Origin of the sequence: Micromonospora sp. URMC 107 (assembly GCF_051386315.1) — a bacterium.
Lineage (GTDB): Bacteria > Actinomycetota > Actinomycetes > Mycobacteriales > Micromonosporaceae > Micromonospora.
Genome location: NZ_JBPQTK010000065.1, coordinates 1 through 14,728 on the forward strand (window position 1 = coordinate 1; position 14,728 = coordinate 14,728).

Here is a 14,728-nt window from a genome sequence, read left to right on the forward strand (position 1 = left end):
CCCGTCACCCCCGTCCCCCGACGGAGCGCCGGCGACCCCCACCACGTGCAACGGAAGGGCATACCGTGTCGAGACGACACCTCGCGATACTCACGGCGGCCGTGCTGGCCGCCACCGCACTCACCGCCTGCGGCGACTCCGGCGGCTCCTCCGGCGCGGGCAGGACCCTCACCTACTGGGCCAGCAACCAGGGCGCCAGCCTGGAGGCCGACAAGCAGATCCTCCAGCCGGAACTCGACAAGTTCGAGCAGCAGACCGGCATCAAGGTCAACGTCGAGGTGGTGCCCTGGTCGGACCTGCTCAACCGGCTGCTCACCGCCGCCACCTCCGGCCAGGGCCCGGACGTGGTCAACATCGGCAACACCTGGTCGGCGTCGCTACAGGCCACCGGCGCGCTGGTCGAGTTCGACGACGCCACCCTCGCCAAGGTCGGCGGGAAGGACCGGTTCGTGCCCGCGGCGCTGGCCGCCGCCGGCGCCCCCGGCAAGCCGCCGGCCGCGGTGCCGCTCTACAGCCTCGCCTACGCCCTCTACTACAACAAGAAGGCGTTCGCCGACGCCGGCGTCACCAGCCCGCCCACCACCTGGGAGCAGGTCGCCGAGGTCGGCCGCAAGCTGACCGGCGGCGACCGGTGGGGCCTCGCGGTCGAGGGGGCCAACCCGTCGGAGAACGCCCACCACGCCTTCACCTTCAGCCAGCAGTACGGCGGCGAGTGGTTCGACTCCGCCGGCAGGCCCACCTTCGACACCCCGCAGAACGTCGCCGCCGTCAAGCGGTACGTCGACCTGATGGCCGTCGACAGGATCGTCAACCCGAGCAACGCCGAGTACGCGCAGAACCAGTCGGTCTCCGACTTCGCCAACGGCAAGGCCGCCATGCTGCTCTGGCAGGCCGCCGGGTCCAACCTGAAGTCGCAGAACATGGCCCCCGACGCGTACGGCATCGCCCCGGTGCCGTTCCCGGCCGCCCCGCCCGCCGGCGGCAAGAAGGTCAACAGCATGGTCGCCGGGATCAACCTCGCGGTGTTCAAGCACACGAAGAACGCCGACGCCGCGCTGGAGTTTGTCAAGTTCATGACCAGCGACGCCGAGCAGGTGGCGCTGAACAAGACGTACGGCTCGCTGCCCGCCGTCTCCACCGTGGCGAGCGACCCGGCGTTCGCCGCCCCGGAGCAGAAGGTGCTCCAGCAGACCCTCGCCACCACGGCGGCCCCGCTGCCGCAGGTGCCCGACGAGAGCACCTTCGAGACCCTCGTCGGCACCGCCATCAAGGAACTCTTCGCCGACGCCGCCAGCGGCAGGCCCGTCACCGAGGAGAGCGTCCGGCAGAAGCTGACCCGGGCCCAGCAGCAGATGCGCTGACCCCGCCGGACCGGTGGCCGTGGGAGGGACGCCGACCCTCCCACGGCCACCCAGCGAGAGGACCCCGATGTCCACCACCACGCCCTCCCGGGACGTCGCCGCACCGCCGCGGCCCACCCGCCGCACGACCCCGGCGCGGCGGCGCTCCCCCGGGCGCCGCCGGTCGCTGCTGCCGTACCTGCTGCTCGCCCCGGCCGTCGTGCTGGAGCTGGCGATCCACGTGGTCCCGATGCTCGTCGGGGCGTGGATGAGCCTGCGGGAGCTGACCCAGTTCCACATCCGCGACTGGTCCACCGCGCCCTTCGTGGGCGGGGAGAACTACCGCGTGGTGCTCGACGTCGACTCGGCCGTCGGGGCCGGGCTGCTGCACTCGTTCGGGGTGACCGTCGGCTACACGGTGGCCTCGGTCGGGCTCTCCTGGGTGCTCGGCACCACCGCCGCCGTGCTGCTGCAACGCCCCTTCCGCGGCCGCAGCGTGCTGCGCGCGCTCTTCCTCACCCCGTACGCGCTGCCCGTCTACACCGCCGTGATCACCTGGAGCTTCCTCTTCCAGCGGGACACCGGCCTGGTCAACCACGTCCTGGTCGACCAGCTCCACCTGCTCGACGACCGGCCGTTCTGGCTGATCGGGGAGAACAGCTTCGTCGCACTGCTGACCGTCTCGGTCTGGCGGTCCTGGCCGTTCGCCTTCCTCTGCGTCATGGCCGGCCTGCAGAACATCCCCGGCGAGCTGTACGAGGCCGCCGCCATGGACGGGGCCGGGTTCTGGCGGCGGCTACGCTCGGTGACGCTGCCCATGCTGCGCCCGGTCAACCTGGTCCTGCTGCTGGTGCTCTTCCTCTGGACCTTCAACGACTTCAACACCCCGTACGTGCTCTTCGGCGGCTCCGCCCCCGAGCAGGCGAACCTGATCTCCCTGCACATTTACCGCAGCTCCTTCAAGACCTGGGACTTCGGCGCGGGCTCGGCGATGTCCGTGGCGCTGCTGCTGTTCCTGCTCCTGGTCACCGCCGGGTACCTGCTGGCCACCAACCGCCGGAGGAACGATGCGTGAGACCGCCGCCGAGCGCTGGGCCCGCCGGATCGTGCTGACCCTGCTCGCGCTCTTCGTGCTCGTCCCGCTCTACGTCATGCTCAGCTCGGCGCTCAAGCCGTTGCAGGACGTGCAGGGCGCCTTCACCTGGTGGCCCCGGCGCCCGACCGCGCAGGCGTTCGTCGACATGTGGTCGACCGTGCCGCTGGGCCGCTACCTGGTCAACAGCCTCGTCGTCTCGACCGTGGCGGCGGTCTTCTCCGTCACCGTGGCGATCTTCGCGGCGTACGCCGTCAGCCGGTACCGCTTCCGGGGCCGGGGGCTGTTCTCGGTGACCGTGCTCTCCACCCAGATGTTCCCCGGGATCCTCTTCCTGCTGCCGCTGTTCCTGATCTACGTCAACCTCGGCACCGCCACCGGCATCCAGCTGTACGCCAGCCGCACCGGGCTGATCATCACCTACCTGACGTTCTCCCTGCCGTTCTCGATCTGGATGCTGGTCGGCTACTTCGACTCGATCCCCCGCGGCCTCGACGAGGCGGCGCAGGTCGACGGCGCCGGCCCGCTGCGGACCCTGTTCCGGGTCATCCTGCCCACGGCGGTGCCGGGCGTCGTCGCCGTCGCCGTCTACGCCTTCATGACCGCCTGGGGCGAGGTGCTCTTCGCCTCGGTGATGACCGACGAGGGCAGCCGCACCCTCGCCGTCGGCCTGCAGGGCTACTCCACCCAGTTCAACGTCTACTGGAACCAGGTGATGGCCGCGTCGCTGGTGGTCAGCGTCCCGGTGGTGGCCGGCTTCCTGGCGTTGCAGCGCTACTTCGTCGCCGGCCTCACCGCCGGCGCGGTCAGGTGAGGCCGTGACGGCCGCACACGAGGCCATCTCGGCCGCACATCCGAAGGAGAGCCCACCCGTGCCGGACCTGTCCACGCTGCCGCCCGACTTCCTCTGGGGGGTCGCCACCGCCGCGTACCAGATCGAGGGGGCCGTCCGCGCCGACGGCCGCGCGCCGTCCATCTGGGACACCTTCTGCGACGTGCCGGGCGCCGTCGACAACGGCGACACCGGCGCGGTGGCCTGCGACCACTACCACCGGTGGCCGCAGGACGTGGCGCTCATGCGGCGGCTCGGGGTGGACGCGTACCGGTTCTCGGTGGCCTGGCCCCGGGTGCGGCCCGACGGCGTCGGCCGGGTCAACCCGAAGGGCCTGGACTTCTACGACCGACTGGTCGACGCCCTGCTGACGGCGGGGATCCGACCGTTCGTGACGCTCTACCACTGGGACCTGCCGCAGGCGTTGCAGGACCGGGGCGGCTGGCCGGAGCGGGACACCGCCGAGGCGTTCGCCGACTACGCCGCCGTCGTGGCGGCCCGCCTCGGCGACCGGGTCGCCGACTGGACCACCGTCAACGAGCCGCTCTGCGTGTCCTGGATCGGGCACCTGGAGGGCCGGATGGCCCCCGGCGAGCGGGACCTGGCCCGGGCGGTGCGCGCCTCGCACCACGTCCTGCTCGGGCACGGACTGGCCACCCGGGCGATCCGGGCCGCCGCCGCCCGGCCCGCCTCCGTCGGGATCGTGCTCAACCCCAGCCCCTGCGAGCCGGCGAGCGACCGGCCCGAGGACGTGGCCGCCGCCCGGCGGATGGACGGCCACGTCAACCGCTGGTGGCTCGACCCGCTGCACGGGCGCGGCTACCCGGCCGACATGGTCGCCACGTACGGCGTCGAGCCGCCCGTGCGGGGCGACGACCTGGCCGTCGTCGCCACCCCCACCGACTACCTCGGCCTGAACTACTACTTCCGGCAGGTGGTGGCCGACGACCCGGCGGGACCGCCGCCGTACGCCCGGCAGGTGCCGGTGCCGGGCGCGGTGTGCACCGCGATGGGCTGGGAGGCGTACCCGGCCGGGCTGGAACGGCTGCTGGTCGCGGTGACCGAGGAGTACGCCCCGGCGCGGCTGCTCGTCACGGAGAGCGGCTCGGCGTGGCCGGACGAGGTCACCGCCGACGGCGCGATCGAGGACCGGGAGCGGACCGAGCACCTGGAGCGGCACCTGGCGGCGTGCGCGGCGGCGGTCGAGCGGGGCGTGCCGCTGGCCGGCTACTTCGTCTGGTCGCTGCTGGACAACTTCGAGTGGGCGTACGGGTACGACAAGCGCTTCGGCCTGGTGCACGTCGACTACCCCACCCAGCGCCGGACGCTCAAGGCGAGCGGCCTGCGCTACGCCGACCTGATCCGCGCCCACCGGCGGCGCACCGGGCGGCTGACGCCGGCCCGGTGAGCCGGATACGGACTGCCGGGCTGTGACGGAGCCCCGGGCGCCGCCCGGGGCCCCGTCCGTCACGCGCCGGGCGGGGTCAGCAGAACCAGCCGTCCTGCACCCACCCGCGCCGGTTGACGTGCCCGTAGGCGAAGCCGTAGACGTAGCCGCCGCTGCGCGGCCCCTCGACGAGGAAGGTCTGGCCGCGGTAGAGGGTGCCCATCCACGCGCCGTTCGGGTCGGTGCGGACGAAGAGATCCTGGGCGCACACCGTCTCCCGTTGCCCGATCGTCCCGTTCGCGGCGTGCCCGGGCGTCGCAGTGAGCACCAGCACGGCGCAGCCGGCCGCCAGCGACGCGCCGAGCCGGCGCACGGCTTTCCCGCTCACCACGAGTCGTAGCCTCCGATGCACTCGATCCGCACGTAGCCCCAGTCGTTGGGCCCGAAGTCGAAGGTGGCGGCCCAGCCGTTGTAGACGGGATGCGCGCCGGGCGTGTGGCCGATCCTGTTGCCGTACTCCAGCGTGCGCTTGAACCCGTGCGGACCGCTCGCCGAGTCGTAGTTGGCGTAGAAGCTGGCGCTCTGGCAGACGACCACGGCGTGCCGCGGCACGACCGGGCCGGCCTGCGCGCCGGTGGCGCCCAGCGCCACCAGGGCCCCTCCCGCCGTCAGGACGCCGACCGCGCGGATGACCTGTGTTCGCATCAACACCTCCAGGGTGGAAACGCTCCTCCCCGACACCCTAGCGATTGCGTCGACGGCCTTCTATGCCTGCGAATCCTCCCGCCGGCGTGCCGGCGTCCCGGATGCCGATAGGGTCGGGGCCCATGCGGACGAAGCAGGAACTGGGCGCGGCCATCCGGCGGGACCGGCGGGCCGTCCTCGTCGTCAACGCCCACTCCCGCCGGGGCCGCCACCTGCACGAGCAGGCCCGGGCGCGGCTGACGGCGGCCGGCTTCCGACTGCTCGGCGACTTCCCCGTCGACCAGCCCGGCCAGCTCGACCGCGTCCTCGCCGCGGCCGCCGACCTCGGGCCGGACCTGCTGGTGGCCGGCGGCGGGGACGGCACCCTCAGCGCCGCCGCGCGGGTGCTCGCCCACCGCGACGTCGCGCTCGGCCTGCTGCCGCTGGGCACCACCAACAACTTCGCCCGCACCGTCGGCGTCCCGCTCGACCTCGACCGGGCCGTCGACGTGCTGACCGGCGGCACGGTGATCGACGTCGACCTCGGCCTGGCCGGCGGGATGCGCTTCACCAACCACGTCGGCGTCGGCCTCTCCGCCGACATCATGCTCCGCACGCCACCGCGCCTGAAGCGGGTCACCGGCCGGCTGGCGTACCCGCTCACCGCCCTGGCCCTGCTGGCCCGGCACCGCCCGCTGCGCGTCACCGTCCGCGCCGGCGACGCCCGGCACGAGTTCGTCACCCACCAGGTGTACGTCGCCAACGGCGGCTTCCACGCCGGCCGCCCGATCGCCGCCGACGCCGACGCCGACGACCGGCTGCTGGTCGCGTACCCGGTCGGCGGCGCGAACCGCCGCGGGCTGGTGCGGGACACCGCCCGCAACGCGGCGACCGGGCACCGGCGCTCCGTCGGCGACGAGCCGTTCCTCGCCGTCGGGGAACTGTGGCTGGAGACCGACCGGCCGGCGCGCGTCGAGGTCGACGGCGAGCTGTGCGGCCGTACGCCGATCCGGATCGGCCTCGACGCCAACGCGCTGCGCGTGATGGCGCCGGCCGGGAGCCCGGACCGCTGAGCGGCGCGGCCGGCCGGAGCGCTACTGCGTCCGGTCCGCCGCGTCGAGGGCCGCCAGGAAGTCGGCCACGAGGTCCTCGGTGTCCTCGATGCCGGTGGAGACCCGGACGAGGCCCTCGCCGATGCCGGTGGCGGCCAACTGCTCGGCGTCCACGATCCCGGCCCACATCGAGCGCGGGTGCACCACGAGGGTGCTGACGCTGCCCAGGCTGGCCGCCCGCTTGGCCAGGCGGAGGCCGTTCAGCAGCCCGGCCGCCGCCCGCCCGTCGCGCAGCTCGACGCTGAGCACCCCGCCGAAGCCGGTCATCTGCCGGCCGGCCAGCTCGTGCTGGGGGTGCGTCGGCAGCCCCGGGTAGCGGACCCGTCGCACGGCCGGGTGGCCCTCGACCGCCCGGGCCAGGGCCAGCGCGTTGGCGTTGTGCCGGTCCACCCGCAGCGACAGGGTCCGGATGCCCCGCAGCAGCAGCCAGGCGTCGATCGGGCCGAGGGTGCTGCCGGTGACGATGGCGGTCTGCCAGACCCGGTCGACCAGGTCGGCGGAGCCGACGATCACCCCGGCCGAGACGTCGGAGTGCCCGCCGAGGTACTTCGTCCCGCTGTGCCACACCAGGTCGGCGCCGAAGTCGGCCGGCCGCTGGTTGACCGGGGTGGCGAAGGTGTTGTCGACCGCGACCAGCGCGTCGTGGGCGTGCGCCAGCTCGACGACGGCGGCCAGGTCGGTCAGTTCGAGCAGGGGGTTGCTCGGGGTCTCCACCAGGACCAGCCGGGTCTGCGGGCGCAGCGCCCGGGCGAAGGCGTCGGTGTCGGTCTGGTCCACCTGGGTGAAGGCCACCCCGAACCGGGCCAGCAGGCCGGTGACCAGGGACGTCGTGCCGCCGTACGTGCTGCGCTGCACGATGACGTGGTCCCCGGCGGAGAGCAGGGCCAGGGCGATCGTGCTGATCGCGCCCATCCCGGAGGCGGTGACCATGCCTGCCTCGGCGCCCTCCAGCTCGGCGACCACGGCGGCGACCTGCGCGTGGTTCGGGTTGCCGTAGCGGGTGTAGAAGGCGTGGCCGCGGGTCTCGGTGGCGATGGCGGTGAACTGCTCGTCGGACTCGGCGCTGAAGGTGGCGCTCTGCACGATCGGCGGCGACACCGCCCCGCCCGGGCTCAACCCGTCGTCGCCGTGGACAGCGATCGTGCCGGTGCCGGTCACAGGTTCTCCTCACGTGGTGGGCCGCCCGCCGGGGCGGCGGGTCGGACGAGTGGGGGCGTCGGGCGACGGGTCGGCCCCGGCGGACGGGCGGTCACCCGGCCCGGACGGGTACGGCCGCCGGGGGCGGCACGGGCGCGGCCCGGTCGGCGAGCATCCGCAGCGCGTCACGGTGCCGGCGCAGGACGGCGTCGTCCAGGTCGGCGACGGCGAGCCCGGGGCCCGTGCCCGCGTCGGCGAGGACCCGCCCGTCGGGAGCGTACACGGCGCTGCGACCGGCGAACTCCCAGCCGCCGTGCGATCCCGCGAAGTTGGCGAACAGCACGTAGCAGGTGTTCTCCAGGGCGCGGGCCGGGAAGTACACGCCGCGGCGGTGGTCGGAGTCCCCCGTCGTGAACGCCCCCGGGCAGAGGTAGGCGTCGGCGCCGGCGAGGGCCAGCGCGCGGGGATGTTCGGGGAAGCTCGCGTCGTAGCAGATCCCGAGGCCGAGCCGCCAGCCGCGCACCTCTACCAGGGTGTCGGCGTGGCCCGGCACGAACAGTTCCCGCTCGTGGCCGTCGAGGTGGCGCTTGTCGTAGCCGGCGGCGAGCCGGCCGTCCGCGCCGACCACCAGCGCGCCGATCGCCCAGCCGTCGGCGCGCCGCCGGCAGCCGCCGACCACCGCCACCACCCCGTGGGTGCGGCAGGCCTCGGCGACGACGTCGAGCGGGCGACCGCCCGGCTCGACGGCGCACCGGGCGATGTCGTCGCGCAGCAGGCCGACGTCGTAGCCGCAGAGCGACAGCTCGGGGAAGACGACCAGATGCACGCCGCGGGCCGCCGCCTCGGCGATGCTCTCCGCCGCGGTCCGCGCGTTGCCGGCCAGGTCGCCGGGGACGGCGGTGACCTGGCCGGCCGCGACCCGCAGCGGGGCGCGGTCGGCGGGACGCGCGGCCGTCACCCGGCCCCCAGCCACCAGCGCAGGCCGAAGAAGACCACCAGCCCCACCGTCCAGACGATCATGAAACGCTCGACGAAGAGACCGGTCACCAACGTGACCAGGCCGGCCACCAGGTACGGCACGGTGACGACGGTGATCTCGATCCGGTTGTCCACCGGTGCGATCACCGACGGGACGGCGATGGCCGCCAGCAGCGCCGGCGGGAGGTAGCCGAGGAAGACCTTGACGCCGTCGGGAAGCACGCGGTCGCGGAAGACCAGCAGCGGCAGGTACCGGGGCGCGAAGGTGGCGAGCCCCATCCCGAGGATGAGCAGCAGCATGGACATTCCCGTCACCTTCCGTCCGTGTCACGGGTCGTCTCGACGGCCCGGCGTTCCCCGGCCGCCGCCCCGGCGGTACGCGGTTGCGGCGTTCGCGGTTCCCGCCCCGTCCCGCCCGGCTCCGCCGACGTCTCCCCCGGCTCGCCCGGCTCCGCCGGTTCCTCCGCCGGCTTCGGCGGGAACCACCGCCGCTGGACCACCTCGCAGGCCATGCCGACGAACGCGCCGCCGAACGCCGCCACGATCAGGCCGAGGTTGTAGGGCAGCCCGAGCAGGAGCAGGGCGAGCGCCCCGGCGGAGACGGCCGTCGTCCAGACCTTCCAGCCGACCAGCGCCGAGGCGAGCACCACCAGGAAGACCGCGGTCATCGGGAAGTCCAGGCCGGAGCGCAGCCGCTCCGGCAGCAGGTGACCGGCGATCATGCCGACCACGGTGGCGATGGCCCAGTTGACGTACATGACGGCGGAGGCACCGAAGTAGAACATGCTCTTGCGCCGGGCCGGCTCGTCGCCCTTGATCCGGTCGAAGGCCACGAAGAACACCGCGTCGATCAGGCCGAAGCCCAGCAGCAGCCGCCAGCGCTGCGGCAGCTCGCGCACGTGCGGCGCGAGCAGCGTGGAGTAGATCAGCATCCGCAGGCTGAGGATCAGCGTGGTCAGGACGATGACCGGCCACGCCGCGCCCTCCGAGATCAGCTTGAAGCCGATGAACTGCGCGGTCCCGGAGTTGACCACCATGGCCAGGCCGAACGTCTCCAGGTAGGACAACCCGGCGGCCAGGCCGAGGGTGCCGCCGATCACGCCCAGCGGAAAGGCGGAGAGCAGGAACGGCACCATCGAGCGGGCTCCGGCGACGAACTCGCTCCGCGCGGTCGGCGTACGGTCAGACATGATCCTCCCCAGGACGGCGGGCGGACGGTACGGCGGAGGCCGCCGGCGGCGCGCCCGTTCCCGTCGCGCCGACGATAGCGGCCACGTCGGCCGCGCGGGTGCGGCAGAAGTAGTGCCCGCCCCCGTCGATCTCCCTCAGCTCCACGTCGGCGGCGATCCGTCGCCACGCCTCGTGTGCCGCGCCCGGCCCGGCCGTCAGCGGGTCGTCGGCGGCCACCACCACGGTGACCGGCACCGACAGGGGCTCCCCCGCCCGGTCCCGCAGGTAGCGGTGCGAGCCGACGGCGTCGTGCCGGAAGGCGGCGACCAGCGCGTCGACGTGCTCCGCGTCCAGGCCGTCCAGCTCGGTGAAGCCGGTCTGGTCCACCAGCCAGCCCACCACGTCCGCCGGCGCCATGCCGGTGACCTCCGCGATGCTGGCGTCGATCTCCTCCGGACCGCGCAGCAGCTTGCCGCCGAGGAACAGCCGCTCGGGTGCCCGGCCGGCGGCGGCGAGCAGCCGGGTGACCTCGATCGCCGCCGCCGCGCCGACGCAGTGCCCCCAGACCAGCACCGGCCGGCCGCCCAGCTCCCCGATCTCGGCGGCCACCCGGCGGGTCAGTTCTGGCAGGTCCAGCAGCGGCTCGGGCCGGCTGACGTCGTGCCCGGGCAGCGCCACGGCGTGCACCGCGATCCGGTGCGGGGCGAGCGCCTCGGCCAGCGGCCGGAAGGCGAGCGGGCTGCCCGCCGCGTACGGGAAGCAGACCAGCACCCGGTCGTGCGCGGCGCCCGGCGGGGACAGCGGTTGCAGCAGCCGGTCCTCCGGCGGGGCGTCCGCCTCGACGACCCGGGCCAGCGGGCCGAGCGTGGAGGTGGTCATCAGCTGCCGCAGCGTGACCAGGGGCCGCAGCGCGGCGATCACCCGCATCGCGGCGAGCGAGTTGCCGCCCAGGTCGAAGAAGTTGTCCTCCTCGGCGATCCCGGCCACCGGCACGTCGAGCGCCCGCGCCCACGCCTCGGCGATCCGCCGGGCGACGGGCGTGCCCGGCGCGGTGCGCCCCGCCGGCGCCTCCGGCCGGCGCGTCGCCGGGTCGGCCCGGTCGAAGCGGCGCCGGGCCGGCGTGACCCGGGGCTCGGGCAGGCCGGGTCGCAGCCCGTCGTGGGCGCGTTCCGGGTCGGTCGCCAGCTCCGCCAGCGCCCGCCGGTACACCTGGCCAATCCCCGCCGCCTGCTCCGGCGTGAAGGCCGCCGAGTGGTAGTGCAGGCTCAGCCGGACCCGGTCGGTGAAGAAGTCCCGCATGAACTCGGCACGCAGCGCGAACTCCGTCTCCGTGCTGACCTGCACGTCGAGCAGGTCGAAGCCGGGCAGCTCGCGCAGCTGCTTGAGCAGGTAGAAGTGGGTGTAGTTGAAGACGGTCTCGAACAGCAGGTCGGTGGTGCCGGCGTCCGCCTTCATCTGCGCCATCGGGTAGCGCCGGTGCGGCAGCAGGTCCGCCTCCGCGCGGTACACCGCCCGGACCAGGTCGGCCCAGGAGCCGTCGCCGAGGTCCACCCGCATCGGCACCGTGTTGAGGAACAGCCCCAGCGCCCCGGTGGCGCCCTCCGCCTCGGGCCGCCCGCTCTGCTCGTACCCGGTGACCACCTCGGTGTCCCCGGCGAGCGCGCCGACCACCTTGACGTGCGCGGCCAGCAGCACGGTCTTCAGCGGCACCGCCAACCGGTCGGCCGCGCGCAGCAGCCGCTCGGAGAGCGCCTCGTCGATCTCCACCTCGTGGAAGACCACCGGCCGCTCGGCCGGGACGGCCGGCGGCTCCCACCGGGGCAGCTCGGTCACCCCGCCCGCGGCGAGGACGCCGCGCCAGAAGTCGCGGTCCGCCGCCGACTCCAGCGCCCGGCGTTCCAGCCCGATGTAGTCGCGGAAGTGGTTCTCGGCCGGCTGCTCGTCCGGCCGGTCCCCGGCCAGCAGCCGGTAGTAGGTGTCGAAGAGCTGGGTGTGCAGCAGGGTGATGCTCCAGCCGTCCAACGCCGAGTTGTGCTGGCTGACGCTGTAGCGGTAGAGCTCGTCGCCGAGGACGTGCACGTGGATGCGGACCAGGCCCGGCTCCTGCCAGCGGAACCGGTACGACTGCTCGCGCGCGTGCCAGTCGGCGTACCAGCGCTCCTGCTCGGCCGGGTCGCGGTCGCGCAGGTCCACCACCCACAGCGGGCTCGGCGCGTCGGCGTGCACGAGTTGCAGGTACTCGGCGAAGCCGGTCAGGTGGTAGCTGGTCCGGAAGATCGGGTGGCGCGCGACGAGGATCCGCACCGCCTCGGTGAACGTCGCCTCGTCGAACGGCGCGTTGATCAGGAAGCTGATGATGTCGTGGTACTGGGCGGCGCCCCGGGACAGCTCGTTCTCGTAGATCAACCCCGCCTGGAGCTGCCCGAGCGGGTACGCGTCGACCACCCCGGCGGGCAGCAGGGCCCGGTCCGCCTCGTCGAGCAGGGCGAACGGCGGGTGCGTCACCGCCCGCTGGGCGTCGGGCGGGCCGGCCGCGAGCAGCGCCGCGATCGTCGGGTGGCGGAACAGCTGCTGGAAGGTGAGGTCGACCCCGGCCGCGTGCGCCCGGGCCAGCACGGTGACGAAGTGGATCGAGTTACCGCCGATGGCGAAGAAGTTGTCCTCCACGCCGATGCGGTCGAGACCCAGCACGTCGGCCCAGATGTCGGCGAGGATCCGCTCCGGCCCGCTGCGCGGCGCGACGTACGGCCGCTGCGGCGCGGCCGGCTCGGGCAGCGCCCGCCGGTCCAGCTTGCCGCTGCCCGACAGCGGGAACTCCGCCAGCTCGACCACCCGGGCGGGCACCAGGTAGCTCGGCAGCAGGGCGCCCAGGTGGGCGGTGAGCGTCGCCTCGCCCACCGGCTCGTCGGCGACGACGTAGCCGATCAGGTTGCCGTCCCGGGCCACCACCACGGCGTCCTTGACGCCCGGATGCCCGCGCAGCGCCTCCTCCACCTCGCCCAGCTCGACGCGGTAGCCGCGCACCTTCACCTGGTGGTCGAGGCGGCCGAGGTAGTCGACCGTGCCGTCGGGCAGCAGCCGGGCCAGGTCGCCGGTGCGGTACACCCGCTCCTCGCCCACCTCCGGCGCGGCCACGAAGCGGTCCCGGGTCAGCTCCGGCCGGTTCAGGTAGCCCCGGGCGAGCTGCACCCCGGCGACGCACAACTCCCCCGGCACCCCCACCGGCTGGGGGCGCAGCCGCTCGTCGAGCACGTACAGGCGGGTGTTGTCCACCGGCCGGCCGATCGGCACCCGCTCCCCGCCGGGCCGGCAGCGGTGGTGCGAGACGTCGACGGTGGCCTCGGTGGGCCCGTAGAGGTTGACCAGCGTCGCGGCGGGCAGCAGCTCCGCGAGCCGGTCCACCTGCCGGGGGCCCAGCGCCTCGCCGCTGGCGAAGACCTGCCGCAGGCTCGCCAACCGCCGGGGGTCGGCGGTGCCGAGGTAGTCGAGGAAGGCGCCCAGCATCGACGGCACGAAGTGCACGGTGGTGACGCCGTGCGCCTCGACCGCCGCGATGATGGCCTCCGGGTCGCGCTCCGCGCCGGGCGCGAGCAGGCAGACGGAGGCGCCCTCCCGGGCCCACCAGAACAGCTCCCACACCGACACGTCGAAGGTGGTGGGGGTCTTGTGCAGGATCACGTCGGCGGGGCCGATCGGGTACAAGCGCTGCATCCAGGCCAGCCGGTTGGCAAGCGACCGGTGCTCGATCATCGCGCCCTTCGGGGCGCCGGTCGAGCCGGAGGTGTAGATGACGTACGCGAGGTCCCGCCCGTCGCGCGGCGCGCCGGGCCCGGGCGACGCGGCGGCGGGCACCGGGCCGGCGGCCGGCAGCGGGAGCACCGGCACGCCGTCGGGCACCCGCGCCGGGTCGGCGGCGAGCACCACGGCGGCCCCGCTGTCGTCGAGCAGGTAGGCGACGCGCGCCGCCGGGTAGCCGGGGTCGACCGGCAGGTAGGCGCCGCCGGCCCGCAGGGTGGCCAGGATCGCCACCAGCTGCTCGCGGGAGCGGTCGGCGAGCACGGCCACGATCGACTCCGCGCCCACCCCGGCGCCGCGCAGCCGCTCGGCGTACGCGGCCACCCGGGCCTCCAGTTCCGCGTACGTCCAGCTGCCGTCGGCGGTGCGGACGGCGACGGCGTCCGGCCGCGCGGCGGCCCACCGGGCGACCCACTCGTCCGGCCGGCCGGCCGGTTCCTCCTCGACGGCGGTGTCGTTGAGTCCCCGGAGCACGTCCCGGTCGGCGTCGGTCAGCAGGCTCAGGCCCGCCACCGGCGCGTCCGGCTCCGCCAGCGCCCGGCCCAGCAGCAGCGCCAGGTGGGCGCCGATCCGCTCGGCCGTGGCGCCGTCGTAGCGGCGGGCGTCGTGGTGGACCGTCACCTCGGCGGCGCCGAGGGCGAAGAACACCCCGACCCCGGCGTCGTCCGGGGCGGCGCCCCCCACCGCCACGTCGACGAGCGGGTGCGGGCCGGGACCGGCGTCCGCCGCCAGTTCCTCGGCGAGCAGCTCGACCGGATAGTCGGCGTGGCGGGCCGCCTCGGGCACCGCCGTGCGCAGCTGCCCGACCAGGTCGCGGTAGCTGGTTTCCGCCGCGCAGCGCACCCGCAGCGGCAGCATGCCGGCCAGCTGCCCCGCCTCGCCGGGACGACCGACCAGCATGTCGTCGGCGCCGGTGTAGCGGCGCAGCAGGGCGGCGACCGCGGCGGTCACCAGCACCTGGCGGGCGTCCTCGCCGCCCCGGCCGGCCCGGGCGAGCCGGTCGACCAGCGCCCCGTCCAGCGGCACGGTGACGGCCGCCGGCTCGGGCGGGGCGCCGGGCGCCGGGGTGCGGTCGGCGGGGAAGCCGACCGGGTCGGCGCCGGAGTCGAGCACGGCACGCCAGTGGCGGGCGTGCTCCGGGCGGCGCGCCGCGGCGATCTTGAGCTGGCCCCGCGTCATCAGCGACTGCATGATCTCTCC

At 74.5% G+C, this 14,728-nt stretch carries 12 protein-coding genes; 5 read left to right on the forward strand and 7 right to left on the reverse strand.

The window, feature by feature from the left end; all coding sequences use genetic code 11:
* Nucleotides 1-65: 65 nt before the first annotated feature.
* The 4 genes from ACSNN9_RS16450 (at nucleotide 66) to ACSNN9_RS16465 (ending at nucleotide 4,673) form a co-directional block, all read left to right on the forward strand.
* Entirely contained in the window at nucleotides 66-1,361 is a 1,296-nt protein-coding gene (locus ACSNN9_RS16450; protein WP_436674103.1) for an ABC transporter substrate-binding protein, read from the forward strand.
* 67 nt (nucleotides 1,362-1,428) lie between these two features.
* Complete coding sequence (locus ACSNN9_RS16455) at nucleotides 1,429-2,415, forward strand: carbohydrate ABC transporter permease (protein WP_436674104.1); 987 nt, start codon at nucleotides 1,429-1,431, stop codon at nucleotides 2,413-2,415.
* Nucleotides 2,408-3,247 carry a carbohydrate ABC transporter permease gene (locus tag ACSNN9_RS16460; RefSeq protein WP_132238333.1) on the forward strand — a complete coding sequence of 280 codons (840 nt, stop codon included), beginning with the start codon at nucleotides 2,408-2,410 and terminating at the stop codon, nucleotides 3,245-3,247. The genes ACSNN9_RS16455 and ACSNN9_RS16460 overlap by 8 nt, the downstream gene beginning before the upstream one ends.
* A 4-nt stretch (nucleotides 3,248-3,251) precedes the next feature.
* Nucleotides 3,252-4,673: a GH1 family beta-glucosidase gene (locus tag ACSNN9_RS16465; protein WP_436674105.1), complete on the forward strand. Its 1,422-nt coding sequence runs from the start codon at nucleotides 3,252-3,254 to the stop codon at nucleotides 4,671-4,673.
* A gap of 76 nt (nucleotides 4,674-4,749) precedes the next feature.
* On the opposite strand, the gene ACSNN9_RS16470 is transcribed toward ACSNN9_RS16465, so the two are convergent.
* Together ACSNN9_RS16470 and ACSNN9_RS16475 are read right to left on the reverse strand one after the other, a co-directional pair.
* A complete protein-coding gene (locus tag ACSNN9_RS16470) occupies nucleotides 4,750-5,040 on the reverse strand; it encodes a hypothetical protein (protein ID WP_436674107.1) in 291 nt (96 codons plus the stop codon).
* A complete protein-coding gene (locus ACSNN9_RS16475; RefSeq protein ID WP_358089576.1) occupies nucleotides 5,037-5,357 on the reverse strand; it encodes a hypothetical protein in 321 nt (106 codons plus the stop codon). Before ACSNN9_RS16475 ends, ACSNN9_RS16470 begins: the two co-directional genes overlap by 4 nt.
* A gap of 122 nt (nucleotides 5,358-5,479) precedes the next feature.
* On the opposite strand from ACSNN9_RS16475, the gene ACSNN9_RS16480 reads away from it, so the two are divergent.
* Nucleotides 5,480-6,409, forward strand: coding sequence for a diacylglycerol/lipid kinase family protein (locus ACSNN9_RS16480; protein ID WP_436674109.1), 930 nt, complete (start codon nucleotides 5,480-5,482; stop codon nucleotides 6,407-6,409).
* 21 nt (nucleotides 6,410-6,430) lie between these two features.
* On the opposite strand, the gene ACSNN9_RS16485 is transcribed toward ACSNN9_RS16480, so the two are convergent.
* The 5 genes from ACSNN9_RS16485 to ACSNN9_RS16505 form a co-directional block, all read right to left on the reverse strand.
* Nucleotides 6,431-7,606, reverse strand: a complete 1,176-nt coding sequence (locus ACSNN9_RS16485; RefSeq protein WP_436674110.1) for a trans-sulfuration enzyme family protein — start codon at nucleotides 7,604-7,606, stop codon at nucleotides 6,431-6,433.
* Between the two features lie 91 nt (nucleotides 7,607-7,697).
* Complete coding sequence (locus ACSNN9_RS16490) at nucleotides 7,698-8,543, reverse strand: carbon-nitrogen hydrolase family protein (protein ID WP_436674112.1); 846 nt, start codon at nucleotides 8,541-8,543, stop codon at nucleotides 7,698-7,700.
* Nucleotides 8,540-8,869 (reverse strand): AzlD domain-containing protein, encoded by a 330-nt coding sequence (locus ACSNN9_RS16495; protein WP_436674113.1) that lies wholly within the window; start codon nucleotides 8,867-8,869, stop codon nucleotides 8,540-8,542. The genes ACSNN9_RS16490 and ACSNN9_RS16495 overlap by 4 nt, the downstream gene beginning before the upstream one ends.
* 5 nt (nucleotides 8,870-8,874) lie before the next feature.
* Complete coding sequence (locus ACSNN9_RS16500; protein ID WP_436674115.1) at nucleotides 8,875-9,753, reverse strand: AzlC family ABC transporter permease; 879 nt, start codon at nucleotides 9,751-9,753, stop codon at nucleotides 8,875-8,877.
* The gene (locus tag ACSNN9_RS16505; protein ID WP_436674117.1) at nucleotides 9,746-14,719 is read right to left on the reverse strand and encodes an amino acid adenylation domain-containing protein; all 4,974 of its coding nucleotides are present in this window, start codon (nucleotides 14,717-14,719) and stop codon (nucleotides 9,746-9,748) included. The genes ACSNN9_RS16500 and ACSNN9_RS16505 overlap by 8 nt, the downstream gene beginning before the upstream one ends.
* Nucleotides 14,720-14,728 lie beyond the last annotated feature (9 nt).